General features: G+C 61.8%; 15 protein-coding genes. 4 read left to right on the plus strand and 11 right to left on the minus strand.

Features of this window, described 5'->3' with window-relative positions; translation table 11 throughout:
- Nucleotides 1-115: 115 nt before the first annotated feature.
- The 4 genes from H7X47_RS16365 (at nt 116) to H7X47_RS16380 (ending at nt 5,701) form a co-directional block, all read left to right on the plus strand.
- On the plus strand, nt 116-880 hold the full coding sequence (locus H7X47_RS16365) for a GNAT family N-acetyltransferase (protein WP_193369796.1): 765 nt from the start codon (nt 116-118) through the stop codon (nt 878-880).
- Between the two features lie 132 nt (nt 881-1,012).
- On the plus strand, nt 1,013-2,641 hold the full coding sequence (locus tag H7X47_RS16370; RefSeq protein ID WP_193369797.1) for an acyl-CoA ligase (AMP-forming), exosortase A system-associated: 1,629 nt from the start codon (nt 1,013-1,015) through the stop codon (nt 2,639-2,641).
- Nucleotides 2,638-3,843: a pyridoxal-dependent decarboxylase, exosortase A system-associated gene (locus tag H7X47_RS16375; RefSeq protein WP_193369798.1), complete on the plus strand. Its 1,206-nt coding sequence runs from the start codon at nt 2,638-2,640 to the stop codon at nt 3,841-3,843. The genes H7X47_RS16370 and H7X47_RS16375 overlap by 4 nt, the downstream gene beginning before the upstream one ends.
- Before the next feature lie 7 nt (nt 3,844-3,850).
- Nucleotides 3,851-5,701, plus strand: a complete 1,851-nt coding sequence (locus H7X47_RS16380; RefSeq protein WP_193369799.1) for an asparagine synthetase B family protein — start codon at nt 3,851-3,853, stop codon at nt 5,699-5,701.
- Between the two features lie 34 nt (nt 5,702-5,735).
- On the opposite strand, the gene H7X47_RS16385 is transcribed toward H7X47_RS16380, so the two are convergent.
- The 11 genes from H7X47_RS16385 to H7X47_RS16435 all read right to left on the minus strand — a co-directional run bounded on the left by H7X47_RS16385 (nt 5,736) and on the right by H7X47_RS16435 (nt 18,384).
- Nucleotides 5,736-6,527 carry a YdcF family protein gene (locus H7X47_RS16385; protein ID WP_193369800.1) on the minus strand — a complete coding sequence of 264 codons (792 nt, stop codon included), beginning with the start codon at nt 6,525-6,527 and terminating at the stop codon, nt 5,736-5,738.
- A gap of 45 nt (nt 6,528-6,572) precedes the next feature.
- Nucleotides 6,573-7,859 (minus strand): nucleotide sugar dehydrogenase, encoded by a 1,287-nt coding sequence (locus H7X47_RS16390; protein WP_193369801.1) that lies wholly within the window; start codon nt 7,857-7,859, stop codon nt 6,573-6,575.
- Nucleotides 7,860-7,911: 52 nt separating this feature from the next.
- Nucleotides 7,912-9,846 carry an XrtA/PEP-CTERM system amidotransferase gene (locus tag H7X47_RS16395; RefSeq protein ID WP_193369802.1) on the minus strand — a complete coding sequence of 645 codons (1,935 nt, stop codon included), beginning with the start codon at nt 9,844-9,846 and terminating at the stop codon, nt 7,912-7,914.
- Nucleotides 9,847-9,909: 63 nt separating this feature from the next.
- Nucleotides 9,910-11,634, minus strand: a complete 1,725-nt coding sequence (gene xrtA, locus H7X47_RS16400) for an exosortase A (protein WP_193369803.1) — start codon at nt 11,632-11,634, stop codon at nt 9,910-9,912.
- Nucleotides 11,634-12,680, minus strand: coding sequence for a FemAB family XrtA/PEP-CTERM system-associated protein (locus H7X47_RS16405; protein WP_193369804.1), 1,047 nt, complete (start codon nt 12,678-12,680; stop codon nt 11,634-11,636). The genes xrtA and H7X47_RS16405 overlap by 1 nt, the downstream gene beginning before the upstream one ends.
- Nucleotides 12,638-13,546, minus strand: a complete 909-nt coding sequence (locus tag H7X47_RS16410; RefSeq protein WP_193369805.1) for an XrtA system polysaccharide deacetylase — start codon at nt 13,544-13,546, stop codon at nt 12,638-12,640. Before H7X47_RS16410 ends, H7X47_RS16405 begins: the two co-directional genes overlap by 43 nt.
- A gap of 105 nt (nt 13,547-13,651) precedes the next feature.
- Nucleotides 13,652-14,623, minus strand: a complete 972-nt coding sequence (locus tag H7X47_RS16415) for an XrtA/PEP-CTERM system-associated ATPase (RefSeq protein WP_193369806.1) — start codon at nt 14,621-14,623, stop codon at nt 13,652-13,654.
- Between the two features lie 156 nt (nt 14,624-14,779).
- Entirely contained in the window at nt 14,780-15,964 is a 1,185-nt protein-coding gene (locus tag H7X47_RS16420; protein ID WP_193370052.1) for a nucleotidyltransferase domain-containing protein, read from the minus strand.
- Nucleotides 15,965-16,008: 44 nt separating this feature from the next.
- Nucleotides 16,009-16,887 (minus strand): HprK-related kinase A, encoded by an 879-nt coding sequence (locus tag H7X47_RS16425; protein ID WP_319633621.1) that lies wholly within the window; start codon nt 16,885-16,887, stop codon nt 16,009-16,011.
- A gap of 373 nt (nt 16,888-17,260) precedes the next feature.
- Nucleotides 17,261-17,632, minus strand: a complete 372-nt coding sequence (locus tag H7X47_RS16430) for an HPr-rel-A system PqqD family peptide chaperone (RefSeq protein ID WP_193369807.1) — start codon at nt 17,630-17,632, stop codon at nt 17,261-17,263.
- Nucleotides 17,633-17,637: 5 nt separating this feature from the next.
- Nucleotides 17,638-18,384: a hypothetical protein gene (locus H7X47_RS16435; RefSeq protein WP_193369808.1), complete on the minus strand. Its 747-nt coding sequence runs from the start codon at nt 18,382-18,384 to the stop codon at nt 17,638-17,640.
- Between the last annotated feature and the right edge of the window lie 585 nt (nt 18,385-18,969).

An 18,969-nucleotide genomic window follows, 5' to 3' on the forward strand; every position in this document is an offset into this window, starting at 1 on the left:
GGTCCTCCCCGAGGTTTCAATCGGCGCCGCGATTGTGTCTCGCCGGCGGTCATCCCAGCCCGGCAGCAAGAGCCTGGCGATTCCAAGATAGCGCAGTGATGAGAAAATCCACATAGTGAGATCGCTCGGAGTTTGGCTGCGGCGACATATCATTCTGGCAACGGAATCTGATTTGGTGGCGGCATCTTTGCTATGCAAATTCAGAAGGCTCGTGCGTGAACTCGGGCTGTCCCACGCTCTCTGCTACCTGATGCAACGCGCGAGCGCCAAGTCAGGCGGGCTTATGGCAGTCCACAGCTATCTCCTGGTTGCGCAACCCGTCCCTGCCGCGCCGCTGCTCGCGGCTCGACGCGGCCGCTCAATCGTTGTGCGTCAACTCGACCCGCAGGACCGGCGTCTCATGGCGCTGCCTCTTGATGAGGCCGTTCTGGCATACCGTGCGAGCCAGGGCGCGGTTTGCTTTGCGGCCTTCAAGGAGGAAGATGTCATCGGCTGCCTCTGGCTTTGCCTTTCGCCCTACGACGAGGACGAGGTGCGCTGCCGCTACAGGCCGGCACCGGCGGGAGAAGCATCCTGGGATTTTGACGTTTACTTGATGCCGGCGCACCGCAGTGGTCTCGGTTTTGCCCGGCTATGGGACGAGGCCAACGCTTATCTGCGCCAGCGCGGCATAGCCTTCAGCTGGAGCCGCATCTCGGCCTTCAACCCGACCTCACTGGCATCTCACGCACGCCTCGGCGCACGCGTCGCCGGCCAAGCCACCTTCCTGCGGCTCGGTCCCTGCCAGCTTATGCTCGCCTCGCTTCCGCCGCGCTGGCATTTATCATTCCGGCCGACGGACCGACCTTCCATAACCTTGCAAAACCCAAAAAGACGGTAAAGGGGCGCGAGTGAACTGCGCCGGAGGCGGCGCTTCTTGGCGCAACCGTTGTCTTGAATTGACAAGCCGTTGCGGCAGCTAGCAGTGTCATTGTCATGCTTTGCGAAATCAGTTGCGAATGCGGCAGGTCCGATGATCCAGGTCCTTCACGACTTTCTTTTGCGTGGCGCAAGACGATGGCCGCAGGCGACAGCCTTGGCCTTGAAGGAAGACAGCGTTTCCTATGAAGAGCTCTGGGGCGAGGTCGAGAGTCATGCGGCAGGATTGGGGCAACTAGGCGTCGCCCGAGGTGAGCGGGTTGGCATCTGGCTGGAAAAGCGTGTCGAGACCATAACGGCGTTCTTTGGTGCGTCCCTTGCCGGAGCGGTCTTTGTGCCGATCAACCCGGTGTTGCGCCCGCCGCAGGTGCATCACATTCTCACCGACTGCGCCGTGCGCGTCCTCATCACCTCCCGCGAGCGCCTGCGGGTTCTCGACCTTCACGGCCACGAGTGCCGAAGCCTCGAATACGTGGTGCTAGTCGACGCGCAGGGAGACGAGGAACAGGGGCGGGCGGACAACCCGACGGTGGTGCCATGGGGGGCGCTGAAGGCGGCGCCCCTCTCTCGGCGCCATCCGCGGATGATCGATCTCGACATGGCGGCGATCCTCTATACCTCAGGAAGCACCGGCCGGCCGAAGGGCGTCGTTCTGTCGCATCGCAACCTGGTGGTTGGCGGCGAAAGCGTGAGCCAGTACCTGAATAATAGCTCGCACGACTGCATTCTCTCCGCACTGCCCCTCAGCTTCGATGCCGGCCTGAGCCAGGTCACCACCGCCTTTTGCGTAGGCGCCAGACTGGTCCTGCTGAACTACCTCGTGGCGAGCGACCTGATGCGCGTCTGTGCCCGCGAGGAAGTCACCGGCCTCACCGGGGTGCCGCCGCTTTGGTTTCAGCTGAGCGAGCTGGACTGGTCCGACGACGCAGGTCGTTCCCTCAGGTACTTCGCGAACACGGGCGGCCACATGCCCTTGCCCCTGCTGCAGCGGTTGCGCGAAATCTTTCCTTACGCCAAGCCGTACCTGATGTACGGCCTGACAGAAGCGTTCCGCTCTACCTATCTCGATCCGGCGGAGGTTGATCGTCGGCCCGGTTCCATCGGCAAGGCGATTCCCAACGCAGAGGTTCTGGTGGTGAACGCCCAGGGTGACCTCTGCGGGCCGGGGGAAGAGGGCGAACTCGTGCACCGGGGCGCCCTGGTGTCGCTAGGCTATTGGAACGATCCGGTAGCCACGGCTGAGCGCTTCCGGTCTGTGCCGGGGCGCCCGGCGGAGTTGCCGTGCGAGGAACTGGCGGTTTGGTCCGGCGACATCGTCCGGCAGGACGAGGAGGGCTTTCTCTATTACGTTGGCCGGCGTGACGAAATGATCAAGACGTCGGGCTACCGTGTAAGCGCGACGGAGATCGAGGAGGTCATCTATGCCACCGGCTGCGTGGAGGAGGCAGTGGCCCTTGGTCTGCCGCATCCGAAATTGGGACAGGGCATTGCGGTGGTTGCCAGGCCCAAAGATGGCGGGCCGCTCTCTAAGGCCGCCATCCTGGCCGCCTGCCGCGGCAATCTGCCTTTGTACATGCTGCCGGCGCTTGTAGTGGAGCGAACGCAATTGCCGCGCAACCCCAATGGGAAGATCGATCGGCCGGCGCTGGCCCGTGAGCTCGCCGGAGTGTTCATGCCGCAGCAGGCGTTGCCCGAGGGTGCCGTGGCATGCACCCAGCCATGAAGCATTGGCGTGCGCGCAATGGCTGCCTCGAGCTTGGTGGGCAGAGCCTGACACGCCTGGCGGACCGCGTAGGCCAAACCCCTTTTTTTGCCTACGATCGGCAGCTGCTGGACGAGCGCGTGGCGCTGCTGCGCGGTTGTCTGCCGGTGGGCGTGAGGCTCCACTACGCCGTTAAGGCCAACCCCATGCCGGCCGTCCTCCAGCACCTGAAGCCCCTGGTGGATGGGTTTGATGTCGCCTCAGCCGGCGAGATGATTGCGGCCTTGGACACAGGGATGGATCCTGCCGCCGTCGCCATTGCCGGACCGGGCAAGACCGACTCCGAACTTCGACAGGCTATTGCCGCCGGTATTCTCGTCGAGATCGAGTCGGAGAACGAAGCGCGGCGCGTAGCGAGGCTATCCGAGGACAGCGGATATACGGCGCGGGTGGCGGTGCGGATCAATCCGGACTTCGTCCTCAAGGGAGCAGGCATGCGCATGGGCGGTGGCCCGCAGCAGTTCGGCGTCGACCAGGAGCGCGTGCCAGAACTACTCGGTCAAATCACCAGTGCCGGCCTGCAGTTCGAGGGATTTCATATCTTCGCCGGTTCGCAAATCCTGCGGTCCGACATCATCTGCGACGTTCAAAGGCAGAGCGTGGAGCTCGTGCTCGGTTTTGCAGAGCAGGCAAGGCGGCCGCTGCGCTACCTGAATATCGGCGGCGGTTTCGGTATCCCGTATTTTCCAAAGGACGAGCCGTTGGATATCCGGCAGGTTGGCGAAAACCTGCATCTGCTCGCCGAGCGGGTTTCTGAGCGGCAGCCGCAGGCCGAGGTGGTGGTGGAGCTGGGTCGCTATATTGTCGGAGAAGCCGGCGTCTACGTCTCGCGCGTTGTCGATCGCAAGGAATCGCGAGGCCAGATTTTCCTGGTGACCGACGGGGGACTGCATCATCAACTCGCGGCTTCGGGCAACTTCGGCCAAGTGATCCGGCGCAACTACCCCGTGGCGATCGGCAACAAGTTCGACGCCGTGCCGACCGAGGTCGCGTCCGTGGTCGGTTGTCTCTGCACGCCGCTTGACCTTCTGGGCGATCGCTGCGAGTTGCCGGCCGCGGAGGTGGATGACCTCGTGGTGATTTTCCAGTCCGGCGCCTACGGCCGGACTGCCAGCCCGAGCGCCTTTCTCAGCCACCCGACCGCCATCGAAGTTCTGGTATAGTGCGACCATGAGCGCTTTTTGCGGCTGGCTGGCCCTGAGCGACAGCGACCGTCCACCCCAGGCAATGTTGGACACCATGTCTGCTGCCTTCCGTGGCCGACGGCTGAAGGAAGGTCGGGTTGCCAGTGGGCCCGCCGCTGCCTGGGTAACGACAGCCGCGCCGCAGGCTGATCTCTGCACCGCAGAGGACCCCTGGGTAGTCATCGTCGGCACGGTCGACTGGCGTGATGCCGCCTTGATCAAGGAGCAGCAGAAGAAGGGTGCGGCCTGGGCATTGCGGCGCGCCTACCTCGAGCACGGCCTGAAGCTTTTTGACAGCATCACGGGAGCATTCGCCTTTGCCATCCTCGACCGGCAGCGACGCAGGGTATTGCTCGCCATAGATCGGATGGGCATCCATCGTCTCTACTATGCCGCCGTAGCGACGGAGGGGCTGGTGTTCGGCACCACCGCCGATATGGTGCGCGCCCATCCGAAAGTCGAGTCCAGTGTGTCGCTGCAGGCAGTCTACGGCTATCTCCACGCCTTCGTTTGCCGTTCTCCGCGCACCATCTACGAAGCGCAGCGAAAGCTGGAGCCGGCGCAATATCTTCTGTGGCAGGACGGGCGGAGCCGGGTGGCCAGCTACTGGCAGATGCCCTTCGTACCCGATAGGCGGAAGAGCCCGACGCAGTTTGGTGACGAGCTGGTGGCGCAGGTGCGCCGCGCGGTGCACGGGGCCGTATCCTGCGACGAGGTGGCGGTTACGGGAGCTTTTCTCAGCGGCGGCCTCGACAGCTCTACGGTCACCGGCATGCTGAGTGAGGTGACGCCGGGGCCGGTGGAGACCTTCACCATCGGCTTCGAGGAAGCACCCTACGATGAGATGTACTACGCCGGTGCGACCGCCCGCCGCTTCGGCGCGCGTGACCATCGCTACTATCTGACCGCGGAAGCGACCGCCATGATGGCGCCGAAGATAGCTGCCTACTACGACGAGCCCTTCGGCAACTCTTCGGCCCTGCCGGCCTATTTCTGTGCCGTCCAAGCGCGGGAGGCAGGCATGACAAGGCTGCTTGCCGGCGACGGCGGCGACGAGATCTTGGCCGGCAACTCCCGCTATCTTGAGCAGTTGAAGCAGGGCCGCTATCAACGCCTGCCGAAGCCTCTGCGCATCGCGTTGAAGTCGGTGATTTTCCATCTGCCATTGCTGTGCAGCACGAGGCTTTGCAGGAGAGCGCAGCAGCATATTCTGCGCGCGGAGATGCCTCTTCCGGAGCGCCTTGAGGCCTACAACTTCTACCAGCCCGGCCGCATGGCGGAGGTATTCGATCCGCAGATACTCCCCGCGCTTGACCTTGACGCACCCTGGCGGGAACTGCGTCAGGCCTACTTGGGGGCCGCCGCAGAGGACCCCTTGCTGCGAATGATGCATCTGGATCTCAAGTATGCGCTCGCGGACGCGGACCTGAAGAAGGTGACCGGTATGTGTGATCTCGCCGGTATAGATGTCGCTTTTCCTTTTCTCGACGACGATCTTGTCGCCTTCTGCGCCACCATTCCGCCGGAGCTGCTTCTGAAGGACGGGCGCCTCAGGGCGTTTTACAAGGACACCTTCCGGCATCTTCTGCCGCAAGAGGTGATCGCGAAGAAAAAGCACGGCTTCGGAATGCCGTTCTACGAGTGGACGCGGGACGATCCTCGACTTCGTGAGCTTGCCTACGACAGTCTAGGCAGCTTGCGCGGGCGCCATATTATCAGCGGCGGCTTCATAGACGAGGTAAGGAGGCAACACGCGCGGCCTGCGCGAACGCCGTACGACGGCCTGGTGTGGGACCTCATGATGCTGGAACTGTGGTTCGCCAGTCACGGCTTCTAGGGCCGGTCCGGAATCGCCGCTCCGCCCCTGTACCTCAATCCGGGCCGAGATGACCCTGGCGGCGCAGCCAGTACCACGACAAACCCAGCCACTCGTGCATAGCAAAATAGGTCGTGTGGAAGGCGCCGGCCGACGGTATAAAGTCGCGCCAGAACAACGTCGACCGGGAAATGAACCGGGTGGGTGCCGGAACGGGCTCGACGCCCAGGCCCTCGAACGAAGCCATGGCGCGCGGCATGTGCCAGGCGTGCGTCACCAGATAGAACCGGCGGATGCCCGCGTCTCGAAGCAGCGTCGCGGAGAGGCGGGCATTGGATAGCGTCGACTGCGACGCCCTCTCGATCCAACGGCTCTCCACCCCGAAGTCGCGCTGCAGCGTCGTCTTCATCACGTCGGCCACGGTATACTGCGGCGCGGCACCGGAAGAGCCACCGGTGACCAGGATAGGGGTGCCCGTGCGCCTCGCCAGGAAGGCGGCGTATTGCAAGCGCTGCAAAGTGAGGCCATCGGCGGTGATGCCGGGCGCGTCGCCTGCCCCGGCCAGAGTGTACTCAGGCGCGCCGAAGTAAATTCCGGCGCCGAGCACCACAACGGCGCCGATGTCGGCGTCAGGATGCTGTAGATCGACCGCCGGATAGGGTTGTAGAGGGGCCATGAGCTCGCCGGCAACGAAAGGAGTGGTGCTGAGGTAGACCACCGTGAGCAAACCCCACAGAAATACCCGACCTGCAGTGCGCCGCCATTTCCTTATTAGCAGCCCCAGAAGGAAAAGAATGAAAAAGCTGGAAGGCGGCAATACCAGAGTCTTTGTGACTGTGTAGATCATGGCTGCAGCCTCCCCCTGGTTCCGAACTGCGCAAGCGGTGCACCGCTACAGGCTCCAATAGTGGATAGACGGGGGCAAGGTCGCAGGTTCGAGCGCCGACTTGACATCGACAAGGATGCCGCCCTCCACCAGGCGGTCGGTCAGGCAGGGCGTCATTCCCATCATGATTGACCGGTGTGGGACGCAGAGCACCAGCGCGTGCAGGTTCATCAGGTCGCAGGCATCGGCAAGCTTTATCCCAAACTCAGCTTCGGCTTGCGCCGGATCGACCATCGGATCATGCACGAGTGCTTCAATGCCGTACTCACGCAGCTCCTTCACAATATCGGGAACACGGCTGTTGCGCAGGTCGCGCACGTTTTCCTTGAAGGTCAGGCCGAGGATCCCAACCTTCGCCGATCCGCTCAGCCGGCCCCTCTGGCCTAACATCTTGACCACGCGCCCAGCGACGAAGGCGCCCATGCCGTCGTTGATGCGTCGGCCGGAAAGGATCACTTCCGGGTTATAGCCGACCTCCTCTGCCTTGGCCGTTAGATAGTACGGATCAATGCCAATGCAGTGACCCCCGACAAGACCCGGAGAGAAAGACAGGAAATTCCATTTCGTGGCGGCGGCGGCTAGGACGTCCCGTGTCGGAATGGCCATGCGATCGAAAATGATGGCAAACTCGTTCATCAAGGCGATGTTCAGGTCGCGTTGCGTGTTCTCGATCACCTTTGCCGCTTCGGCGACCTTAATGGATGAGGCGCGATACACGCCGGCACTGGTTACCGAACCATAGATCGTGGCGACCCGGTCGAGCGATTCAGCATCTTGTGCCGACACGACCTTCACGATCCGCTCCAGTACGTGTTCGTGGTCGCCGGGATTGATGCGCTCCGGTGAATAGGCAAGCTTGAAATCCTCACCGGCTACGAGGCCGGAAACCTCGCTGAGCAGCGGCCCGCAGACTTCCTCCGTCACGCCCGGATATACGGTCGACTCCAGCGAAACGATGGCACCGGGTGTCATATGTGCGGCGATTGTCCGGCAAGCTGCTTCGACGGCGCCGAGGTCCGGTCGATGGTTGCTGTCAACAGGGGTGGGGACGGTGACCGCGTAGAAGGTGCGATTGCGTAAGCTCGCCGGGTCGGCCGAGACTTTGAGCCGCGAGGCACGGAGCACCTCGGTATCAACTTCTCCCGTCCAGTCTTCGCCCCGCGCCAGGCACTCGACGCGCTTCCGGCTGACGTCGAAGCCCACCACGTCTTCAAAGTGAGCGGCGAGTGCGATCGCCAGGGGCAGTCCGACGTAGCCCAGGCCGACCACTGCGATTCTTTCGCTGCTGTCCATTCCTGTTTCTCCAGGAGAGCGTTGCGGGATGGGGATTCGCTCCGGGCTTTCGTCACGAGCCGGCAGCGCGCTGTCCGTTCTGGTGCGCTGCCGTCTTCATGTTTACATTGCCGAGGAACGATTCGAACATGAGCAGTGCCCAGATCGCGGCACTGTGGTCGCTGACTCCGCTGGCGTGTTCGTCCAGGAGGCGCTTCACGAAGCCCATGTCGAACAAGTCGACTTCTTGCAGCATGCCATCAAGCAGCCGTTGGCGAATTACCGCCTGTAGCGGCCCACGGAACCAGCGGGTTAAGGGAATGCAGAAGCCCATTTTCTCGCGATAGAGAACCTCCCGGGGCAGCTGGTCTTCCATGGCTTTTTTCAGCAGGTACTTTCCCTCCCGCGCCCGAAGTCGGAAGGTGGGCGGCAATGTAGCCGCCCATTCCAGGAGTTCGTGGTCAAGCAGGGGCACGCGCACTTCAAGGGAAGTCGCCATGCTGGCGCGATCGACCTTCGTCAGGATGTCTCCCGGCAGGTAAGTCTTCAGGTCCGCGTACTGAACATGATCCAGGTGATGCTCAACCGGTGCGTCCCGGAGCACGTCCGCAAGGACGTCACGGGCGTCATAACCTTGAAGATCGCGAAGCATGCGCGCGGAGAAAAGCTTGCGGCGGAGACGGCGGTCCAAGATCGATACGCTGTGGAAGTACGCATCAACGCTGTCTCGGGCCAGCGCCTGCAGGGTCGACTTGGCGCGCAGTGCCCGTGGCGCCCAGTCGAGTTTAGGATACACCTGGCCAAGCAGCGCGAAGAGCGGCTGCCGCAGGGATCGGGGGAGGCTGCCGCGTACCAGTTCCTCATAATGATGCCAACGGTAACGGCGGTAGCCGGCAAAGGCTTCGTCACCGCCGTCGCCGGAAAGCGCCACCGTCACCTTCTCGCGCGCGAGGCGGCAGACCTGATAGGTCGGCATTGACGAACTGTCGGCGAACGGCTCGTCGTAGAACGTCGACATGCGCTCTATCAGATCGAAAGCGTCGGTGGATACTTTCCGAACACGGTGATCGGTGTTCAGGTGCCGAGCCACTGTTTCGGCATAGTCAGCTTCGTTGAATTCTGGCACATCGAAGCCGATCGAACATGTGTTCACGCGACCCGCCGAATGGCGCGCCATCATGCTGACGACGCTGCTGGAATCGACACCGCCGGACAAAAACGCGCCAAGCGGCACGTCCGCCATGAGGCGGATTTTGACGGCCTCGCCCATTCGCTCGCGCAACTCGGCACAGGCATCCGCCTCGCGCAGCTGTGTGTTCGCCTGGAAGAAGATCTCCCAGTATTGCTTCAACGAAGGTGACGGCGCTCCCCTTTGCCAGACCAGGGTATGAGCCGGCGGCAGCTTGCGCACACTGGAATAGATCGTCTTCGGGTCCGGAATGTAGCCGAACGCGAAGTAGTCCTCGATAGCCTGGACGTCGAAGCCCCGCGTGAGGGCCGGGTGACAGAGCAGCGCCTTCAACTCCGAGCCGAAGACTAGCTGCCCGTCCGGCAGGACTGCATAGTACAGAGGCTTTATTCCCAGACGATCCCGGGCAAGGAACAGGGTTTCCGTGTTACTGTCCCAGAGGGCAAAGGCGAACATGCCGCGGAACCGTTTGACGCAGTCCACGCCCCATTCCTCCCAGGCATGTACAATTACCTCGGTGTCGCACAAGCTGCGGAACCGATGGCCGCGGTTGCGCAGCGACTTCGCCAACTCTCTAAAATTGTATATCTCGCCGTTGTAGACGACAGAAACGGTGTCGTCTTCGTTGTGCATGGGCTGTTGGCCGCCAGCGAGGTCAATGATTGACAGGCGACGGTGGCCGAGCCCGATGCCGTCATGCACGTAGAAACCGCTCCCGTCCGGTCCCCGATGCGCGAGGCTGTCGGTCATCGTCTGCAGCAGACTCCGGTCGATCGACCGGGTTGCAACGCTATTGAAGAGTCCTACAAGGCCGCACATTCCCGCTATATCCCAGTGCAAAGGAACTCGTAAGGAGGGTGAGGCGTGAGACACTCCCGGCTGTCATGGCGAAGCGGTTGTCCCGGCGCCTGTTCGCGAGGTCCCGATCTGCATCAGGGAGCCGTCGCTATTTAGGGCTTGGTTCATAAAATCCCGGATAAGCGCATTTGCCTGTTGTGCATCCTCCGTCACTCTGGAAGCGATGGCAATAACGGCGGCGCTCTGGTCGCCGCCGGAGACCAACGCCTTGAACTCCAGTAGCTTGCCGAGGAAAGGCGAGTTCGTGTTCTGCCCGCCAATGCGATACCAGTACCATACGATATAGCTTTCATTGCGGCTGGCGAGGAGCATGCGGGTGTGAGGATGCTCCCGTCCGGCAATCCGGGTCACGGCGTTCCTGATCTCCAGCGCGTGCCATTCTTTGCCGGAGCCGCCAAGCGCATGCACATCACTAACCGCTTCGGCTCCCTCGCGCTGATGGCTGAAATAGGCGACATGGAGATCGACCGTCTTGCCGCCCAGGGCATAGCTGCCCTTGAGAGCCAGGTCATTGCCGTGGAAGCGAGGCGTCCATCCGGTTTCGTCGCCTGCGGCCGCCAGCCAGGGAGCCGCAACCTGCGGCAGAAGGAGATCTGGAAGCGGCCCGGCCGGCGGCTCCTTAGCTGCAGCCGTCCAGGCCTGCGCGAGAAGGATGACCACCAACGTCAAACCGCTCCCCAAAAGCGAAGTCGCGAGGGGGCGGCGCGCCATGTTGTCCCGCTGTCGCTGGCCCGGATCCTGGGCGTCGAGTGTTGCTGGCGCCGTCCGGTCTACGCGGTCGCGCAAAAGCACAGCGATGCCCAGTAGGCTGAGAGTCACGACACCCAGGAAGAGAAAGCCGTAGAAGACATGGTCGATGTCTACGGCAATCCGATAATCGCTGAGGTGGGCGAGCATCACGATCCCGTAGGCGCGAAGGCCGTTGGCCACTATCGGCACGGCGAGAGACAACCCAAGAATAGCGATCCGTCGTGCCCACGATCTGAAGAGAAGATGGGCTACCAGGGCGCCGAGAGCGACGCTGACCATGAGATAGCGCACGCCGGAGCAGGCCTCGGCAATCACGAAGCTTCCCGAGGGAATTTGGATCAAGTAGCCGTCGAGGAACACCGGTATGCCCGAGAGCCGCAGAAGGTGGACGACGATTTGTGCCGTCACATCCTGGAGCGCGGGGATGGCCGATGAACCGAAGGGCACCGCGAAATACAGGTAGAAGAGGGGAAAGAGCGCTAGCCGTGTGATCGGCCAACCCAGAACCAGCAGGAACAGGGACTGCCAAAGTCCCACGAAAGCGAACTGCTTTACGACCATGATATTTGCCAGCGCGCCGAATGCCCATAGCAGCGTGAGGAGGACAATCGGCACGGCAGCCCATGGAGTTGGCGCCGGCTGCAGCAGCGCCAGGCGATGGCGCTGGCCGAAGAGAAGCAAAAGGCTGATAGGAGCAATGAAAAAAGCGTGACCGAAGGTTGCGGAGCTCGACCACACTGCAATTGCGGCGGCGATCTCTTGTCGAAACGCAAAGAACAGTCCTATGGAGGCCGCTCCGAAGATTATGAGGCTGCGGGCCCAGGGAGTCTCAATGCCCGCTCGTGGTCCCGCCGGGTGGGACGGCGGTCGACGCAGGGTGGCTTCCCTTCCTTCGGAGCGCCGCTCAGCTTCAGGTCTGGTCTGCCCGCGAGGACAAGCCTCAGCATCGTCGGCAACTTCCAGCTCGTCTGCGTGTTCCGACTGCGGGACAGACGCCATTACGCCAGTTCCTGCGCAATGTAGGGTCCGATGGTATTGGCAACGACCAATGGCAGGCGCCGCCATGCAGCGATCATCAGGCCATATCGTGGGTTAAGGGGGGTGATGTCGGGAACATCATTGAGACGAAGCAGCCGGTGCTCATAGTGCAGGGGACGCGGATCGAACCCCCAATGCTTTTTGAAGGCATAAGAGCCGGTTCCGACCTTGCTGCGGCCGAAGTCGAAAACACCCAACCTCGCCTCACAGGCGCGGCTCATCACCACCCAATACATGAAATCATTGGCGGCATGGTTCCTCGCTGCCTTGCAGCCGCCGCCATAATACGGCAGCACTTCGTCGCGGAAGAAGAAGGAGAGAACGCTGGCGAGCGGCCGCCCTCCCAAAGTTATGGTGACGACCTCGCTGGCGTCTCGGAAGATGGTTTTCAAGCATTCGAAATAGCGCCGCCCGAGGACAGGCGTGCCGAGGTTGCGCAGACTCTCGGCATAAAGCGGATAGAACCTGCTCACATCGGTGTCGATCTCGCCAACCAAGCCTTCCTTGATGCCCTTACGGACCATGGCACGCTGCTTGCGCGGAATGGCCGCCATCGCCCTCGCGGGGTCTGGCTCGATCGCCTTTCGGAAGGTGACATAGGTCGTCCGATTGGTCGGCCAGTCCGGGTGTTGCGGTTCTCGCAGGCGGTACTCGATCCGTTCTGCTCGGAGGTCCTGGGCCAGCGTCAGCGCAGCGTCGTCCAAGGCCGCCAGGGCGGCGGGTGTCGCGACAAGGGGCCCGCCGTAAACGCCAAAAGCGTTTGAAAGCAGGCTGTTGCCGAACAACCGGCCGCGCACGTGCGTCAGGGGCAGGATCCCGACGATTTCGCCCGCCTGGCGCGCGACAAGGTAGTGGCACTTATGTCCGAAGCTTTCCTCAATCACCGCTTTCCAGGCGGAGAGATGAAAGAACGTAGCTTCCGGCCGGCCTTCGACAAAGCGGTCCCACGCGGGATCGGTGCCGTCTAGGCAATTGACCTGGACGCTGTCGGTGAAGTCGCGGGGCATTCTTCGCCAAGTTCCTTGGATAGAAAGAGCCGGTCGATGCGGTCCCAGGAGAAGTCCCTCAAGACAGCGCGCAGGCGCTCCTCCATCGCGCCCAGGTGCACGTAGTGGCGAAACCGCGAGCGCAGGGAGAGGCCTGCTATGCGCGGTTGCTCGGGATCGATCTCCCAGGGGTGGAAAAAGAACACCGTGGGCTGCCCGTCTTGCTCGCCGATGCGGCGCAGGGCCCAGCGGGACACGCCATAGGGAAGGAGCCGGAAATAGCCGCCACCACCACTCGGCAGATTGCGATCGAACAGGCGCAGCGTGGAGATCGGGATTTCGATAATGCGATGGCGATCGCTCGGGTGGAATGCGAAGCGCGAGGCGTCGGGCATTCCATAGTGATCGTGTCTGATGGGATATACGCTGGAGCTGTAGTCGTAGCCCTCTTCGGCCAGGACGTCGAAAGCCCAGAGCGTCCGCTGGTCAATGGAGAAGCTCGCGGCGCGATAGCCTCTGACCCGCTGACCGCTGATCTGCTCGAGAATTGCCTTGGTGCGGCGGATATCCAGGCGAAAGGCGTCCGGGGCCTGATTGTGGATTTTGACATGCTCGTAGCCATGGCTGGCGAGCTCGTGTCCTGCGCCAACGATCCGTCGGATGAGCAAGGGGTAGCGTTCCGCAATCCAACCAAGCGTAAAGAACGTCGCGCGCACCCGTCGCTCGGCGAACATCGCCAGGATGCGATCGACGTTGCGTTCCACGCGGCAGGGATAGCTGTCCCAATCCGCGCGCCGGACCTTCTCGGCAAGTGCCGCCACCTGGAAATAGTCTTCCACGTCCACGGTCATCGCGCCGGTATGGGCAGAGGTGCTGTTTACGCTCATCTTCCCTTCTCCCACGTCTTCCGCGAGCCCAGGCGGTTCTCACCAGTCGTCAAAGAAATGACCTGTCTCTGCCTGCGGTGCGTTCGCGGGGGGCACCACCCCACGCTAGTTATCCTTACCGTGAGACGCGTGAAAGCCGACGACGCGGTCCGTTCCGGCCGAGGCGGAGTCCCTGCGGTGAGCCTCTTCCAACTGGTCCGCCTCTTCGGGTTCGACTCCCAGGTCGATCTCGGGGGATGGTTCGCCGTCCAGCGTCAGTCCGCTCGCATCGAGGCGCATGTCGCCGATAACCATTTCCACATCCTCGACCGTGATAGCGTGCTTTTCCTCAATGAAGGCATGCCACAAGAGGCGGTCGCATAGATTGTTTACAAGTCGAGGGACGCCTCGCGCCTCCTGATGAATGAGCGGGAAGCACTCGGCAGCAATTGCGGGATCATCTGCCCAACCTGCGGTGGTCAGGCGGAACAGGATGTATTCGCGCGTCTCGGAGTCCTTGAGAGGCGTCAGGTGGTGGATGGCGACGATGCGCTGGCGCAGTTGCTCCAGGCCGCGTCCGGCCAGATTGCGGCGGAACTCCGGCTGACCGACGAGAAAGACCTGAAGCATGGGCCGGCCCCGGTGGTAGACGTTCGAGAGCATGCGCAGTTCCTCCAGGGCCGATACCGGCAATCCCTGCGCCTCGTCGATTATCAGAATGGCCCGGACGCCGCGGCGGTGAGTGTCCCGGAGGAATTCCTCCAGGTGCCGGAACACCGTGGCTTTGTCGGCATTCGCTTGCTGCAGGCCGAACGCAGAAGCGACCATGCGCAGGAAGCTGTCGGCTTCGAACTGCGTGCTTGTAATGGTTGCCGTCACGACGTCGTTTTGCGGCAGCTGACTGAGGAAGTAGTCGATGAAGACGGTCTTCCCGGCCCCAATCTCGCCGGTTATGACAACGAAGCCCTCGCCCTTGCTCAGCCCAAAGCTCAGATACGCCAAGGCACGGCGCTGGGATTGGCTCCGATAATAAAAGCGGAGGTCCGGCGTGAGGTTGAAGGGGTAATCCCCGAGATTGAAAAATTCAGTGTACTTCATGAAATGCCTTTACCAGGCGTAGCCGCGCCGTATCCGCGAACAATCAAAATAATCATCAGCAAAACCGAATTATGCTAATGGCGCAGATGCCAATCGTTGGCCGGCATACTGACGAAACCTGAGTAGTATAGACGCGTTCAGCCTACGTGAACTGTGTCAGCTTTCGCTACCGATGCCGATCTGGTCGCTGCGTTGCATGGCTTGCCTGCGATCCGTCTCGTTCTTCGGGGGAGACATCGTCCGGAGGAGCTGCTCGATCCGTGTCTGTCGGCGCCGGCGGTCTTCCTCCTCCCGTACGTCCGCGGGGCGCAGCAGGCTCTTGCGTGCCAGATGCGGCAGCAGCAGATGAAGGGGCATGCGGAGATAGTGGGCGCGCACGTAGAGGAGCCAGCGGGCGGCGCCGGTCAATCGATCATTACAGCTCTCATGGTCCGGCAGCAGGGCGCGATCGAACAGGGCGTCGAAGGTTGTGCGTTTCAATGTCGAAGGCTGCCACTGCAACGTCGCCTCCCCAGCTCGGTCGGGCAGCGGCGCGCCGAGGACGCGATCGAGGTATCTGCAGCAAAGAAACAGCGGCCCGGTCAGGCCAAGTGCCTCCGCGCGCCCTGTCAGGCGATCCCAGAATGCCGGGCGGCGGCCAAAATGGCTCAGCAGGTCGTGAAGATCCAAGAGATCGCGTAGCCCTCGATTGAATTCGCCCTCATTGAAGAGATGAACCGCGGAGTGCAGAACCATGTCTTCCGGTGCCAGGACATGCAGCTGCCCATCGTCGTCGAGGGGCAGGCTTTCGGACGCCAGGACCGCGGCCGAGACAGGAGCGTGGGCGGTTGGCGGCACGATGGTATGGTGGACGTCAAGAACGCTGTGGCGCAGTACATGCTGCAGGGGCGGGATCTGATGGGTCCAGCGTCGGTAGTAGCGCTGATCATAGAGGTCTTTGACCATAGGGACCCAATCGGCATGCAGAAGGAGGCGCTCGACTTCTTCCAGTCGTGTCCGGGGTACCATGATGTCGATGTCGGCGAATAGGCGCCCACGCGCGGGCGGCAGGTCGGCCAGGAGATAGGCGGCGCCCTTCAGCAAGGTGATCGGCACTCCGGATTCCGCCAGCACGGAGCGCAGGCAGGTCACCTCCCAGCGAACATCGCGGGCATGTTTTAACGCGAGGGTCCTTGCGGCCTCCAGATGTTCACGCGGCTTTTCGGGTAGCTGCGCCAGGATGCCGAGATCTTCGAGCTGAAAGCAAAGCCGGGCCAGGACGCCGGCCTCTCGTGCCTGTCGGATCGCAAGATCCCAGAGATCGAGGGGGAGGCTGGTGACTCGCTCCGGTTTCCCCAGCATGTGTGTCAACAGCGCCCTTGGGGCACGAGAGTTGCGAGGCGGTGTCACGCCGAGGCAGCCTTGAAAGCGGCGCCGCCCGGCGCGAGGGCGTCAAAGGTCCGACACGCCTGGTCCATGCTGCTGTAGCGGAAATCATAACAATCGCAACTGTCCACCAGGTGGGACAGCAGTTCGAAGCCGCGCTTCCCGTGAATGCTGTAGTTGAAGGCATTGTGACCGACATCGATCAAAGTGCGCGCCTTGGAGCGCGATTGGAGCTGGCCTTCTGCGCCGGGCATGAACCGGGGGAAGATAATCCAGGCCGGGTGAGCCGTTTCGTCACTGCGGAAGACACTATCCTGCGGCGCTTGAAGCAGAGCGACGGTGCCTTTTGTCGTGTCGGCGCAGGGTGGGCTCATCCGGGCGCCGGGCAGAAGCCGGCCGATAAGGTCGATGGACTGGTTCTTGAGGCCTAGCGGCCGGGCAAGGGGAGTAACGCGCCCGTCGTCGAGCGACAGCAGCGCCAGCTCATCCGACAGCAGCCGCCAGCCATTGCCGGTAAGGAAGGCCGTGAGGGTGCTCTTTCCCGAGCCCGGCGGGCCCGGCAGTATGACGGCGCAACCGTCGCGCTCGATGGCGGCCGCGTGGATGATGAGGAAGTGGTGCGCGTGATTGCTGATGCACCAGTTCAATCCCCACTCGAGCATAGGTAGCGCCTGTGTCAAGGGCAGGGGCTTGAACAAGGAAACGCCGTCAAACTCGAAGAGGGCCTGCGGGCGGAACCAGCGTCTCGCGCCCGGAGGCTGCGTCAGGGCAAGATGAAAGTCGGCGAATCCCTCTGCCTCAGAGACCGGATAGTCCGCGTAGAGAAGGGCTATCCCGTCAATAACTGCGGGCAGGCGCGTTCGAATGCGGCTTATGAAGGGGCCGGTTTTGAGGCTCACGCCAGGCCCTTTAAGCCGCATGATCAGTTCGTCTTTGGGCCAGCAGGAAAGAGTCACTGAGCATTCCCGGCCTCGAAAACAGCAAGGCCTCTGTTTTAGCGCTCGCGCAGCCGATACTCGTTCAGCGGTACCCCGGATCTTTGCAATGCCGAACAGGTGAACCCCATTCAACGCTGTCACCCTGCCGAGCCGCCAACGATTTCCAATTGCGCAATATGATCTGCCGCCACGATTTCGGGCGCAAGACGAAGATCCGCCGGCCCGGCGATCACCGGTATCGATTTCATAAACTATGGAATTTGGAGATGTTTCGCCAGTGGGCGCCAGGCGCGAGAGACGGTATCAGGCAGCTGTCGTTGTTTCGGTAGTTCGATCAGACACTGCGCGGCGGGGTTGCCGTGTTGGGGACCGGCTCAATCAGGCCGCATCGCCGGAATTTCTCCAGAACGAGTTCCGTATAGCAGGCCAGCTGTCGATCTGAATCAAGATCGAACTGCTTGGCGAGATGATCGGTCAATTCGGCGCGGGTCGCCGGAGCCTCCAGAAGGCGGAGAAAAGCGCCCGACATTACAACATCCAACATCATAGTATCGCCGGATAGGTCGTCATAGATGACCACTTCACCATCCCAGCATTGCCAATGCCCGAGGTGATTCCGGTCGATCTGCCAAGCCCGTTCGTTGCCTGCCTTCTGGGAGAGGCTGGTTGTGTCCAAGTTTTCAATGGGACGCAGTGTTGCGGCCATGTGGATCAACTGCGGCCATTCATCGTCGTGAGCATGTCCTGCATATCGTAGGTCGGCCACCCTGCCTGCACGAACGCAACAACTTCGGAGGGAGTCATACCGTATTCCTCTTTGCCGAACTTGACGGCATTCAGATAGGCCGCAGAGCATTGCGCGGCCATATCCAAGCCGTTTCCGGCGCCGAGGGACTGCATTATTGTCGTGAATTCGTCGTTAAGGAGCCCTGTGCCGAAGATGTCGGAAAACGGTGTGCCGAAAGGCGGACTATTAGGATATTCGTTATTTATCAAATCCTTGTAAGCATTCAGGGCCCGCTTCTCGTCGGGGCTAAGAGTGCTCGCATTCGATGAAAGATATTGTTGTATCTCCGTCGTGGTGGGAACCGAATAGTCGGAGCAGGTTGCCCCATCGTAATAAAGCGGATTGCACGGGCCGACGATAATTCCGCAGTTGGCGACGTCATCCGGATGAGAGAACCACCACTCTGGCGTTAACCCGCTACAGATGGCCAGTGCGGCTCTGGATGGATTGCCCGATGTAGTTGCCGAGGGGGAGCAATAGGTCGCGAAGGCGGGGCGAGAGGTGAGAGTCACCACGAATGGCGCCCCAGCCAGGCCACCAGCGAGAATGCGACGCCTCGCTTCACGGCGCGCCTGTTGTTCCGTCGAGGCCTGAGGTGCGGGCCCGGATGCGGAAGTGCAGGCATGCCCGCGGTCGCCGGTCTCAACGTCAGAGCGGACTTCGTCAGCCATTTCAGCAGTCCTGCTTTGCTGCGCTATGTTACCACCCTACGCTCTACAGTGTATGTCAGGTTGTCCAAGAATGTGCATCAAGGCAATCACACTGTGCGGTGCGCAGAGGCACTTACACTTCTGCGTTCTCCACTTCTGCGTCCTCCAGTCCCGAAACGGCCCGCGAGAGGCTACGATGATCTTTACGCAGGTTTCGTGCCGATTGTGAAATGTGCCGGAAAACGCGGCAAAATGGGTGAGCGTCCTCTTACCTCGATGCCGGAGGTGTAAAGTTTTTTTACGGTGTCTCCGGCCGAAAGGCTCTCGAGGTGCTCATGATCTGCTCATCTGAGAAGACAAGGTGATTGGCGGGGAACTACGCTTTCCATTGGTGAGAGGCCGTTTGCTATTTATGCCGCGGCAAGGCCAGGAGCTGCCATTCAATGAGACCTGACAGCTTTCTCGATACGTCGGACGGCCCAAGGGGCGGGCCTGCCGAACTGCCGCCAAGCCATGCCCCGCTTCTGCTGGTCGTGGTCGACACCGAGGAGGAGTTCGACTGGCGCTTGCCCCATCGGCGGGAGAATACGAGCGTCCACTCCGTTG

It is taken from the genome of Pelagibius marinus (assembly GCF_014925385.1).
Taxonomy (GTDB): Bacteria; Pseudomonadota; Alphaproteobacteria; order Kiloniellales; family Kiloniellaceae; genus Pelagibius; species Pelagibius marinus.

Bases quoted from the DNA above. Each gene is read 5' to 3' on its own strand.
- H7X47_RS16375 (WP_193369798.1), top strand. From the start codon at position 2,638: ATGAAGCATTGGCGTGCGCGCAATGGCTGCCTCGAGCTTGGTGGGCAG.
- H7X47_RS16380 (WP_193369799.1), top strand. From the start codon at position 3,851: ATGAGCGCTTTTTGCGGCTGGCTGGCCCTGAGCGACAGCGACCGTCCA.
- H7X47_RS16410 (WP_193369805.1), bottom strand. From the start codon at position 13,546: ATGAGCGTAAACAGCACCTCTGCCCATACCGGCGCGATGACCGTGGAC.
- H7X47_RS16395 (WP_193369802.1), bottom strand. From the start codon at position 9,846: ATGTGCGGCCTTGTAGGACTCTTCAATAGCGTTGCAACCCGGTCGATC.
- H7X47_RS16385 (WP_193369800.1), bottom strand. From the start codon at position 6,527: ATGATCTACACAGTCACAAAGACTCTGGTATTGCCGCCTTCCAGCTTT.
- xrtA (WP_193369803.1), bottom strand. From the start codon at position 11,634: ATGGCGTCTGTCCCGCAGTCGGAACACGCAGACGAGCTGGAAGTTGCC.
- H7X47_RS16370 (WP_193369797.1), top strand. From the start codon at position 1,013: ATGATCCAGGTCCTTCACGACTTTCTTTTGCGTGGCGCAAGACGATGG.
- H7X47_RS16405 (WP_193369804.1), bottom strand. From the start codon at position 12,680: ATGCCCCGCGACTTCACCGACAGCGTCCAGGTCAATTGCCTAGACGGC.
- H7X47_RS16430 (WP_193369807.1), bottom strand. From the start codon at position 17,632: ATGGCCGCAACACTGCGTCCCATTGAAAACTTGGACACAACCAGCCTC.
- H7X47_RS16390 (WP_193369801.1), bottom strand. From the start codon at position 7,859: ATGGACAGCAGCGAAAGAATCGCAGTGGTCGGCCTGGGCTACGTCGGA.
- H7X47_RS16435 (WP_193369808.1), bottom strand. From the start codon at position 18,384: ATGGCTGACGAAGTCCGCTCTGACGTTGAGACCGGCGACCGCGGGCAT.
- H7X47_RS16415 (WP_193369806.1), bottom strand. From the start codon at position 14,623: ATGAAGTACACTGAATTTTTCAATCTCGGGGATTACCCCTTCAACCTC.
- H7X47_RS16420 (WP_193370052.1), bottom strand. From the start codon at position 15,964: ATGCTGGGGAAACCGGAGCGAGTCACCAGCCTCCCCCTCGATCTCTGG.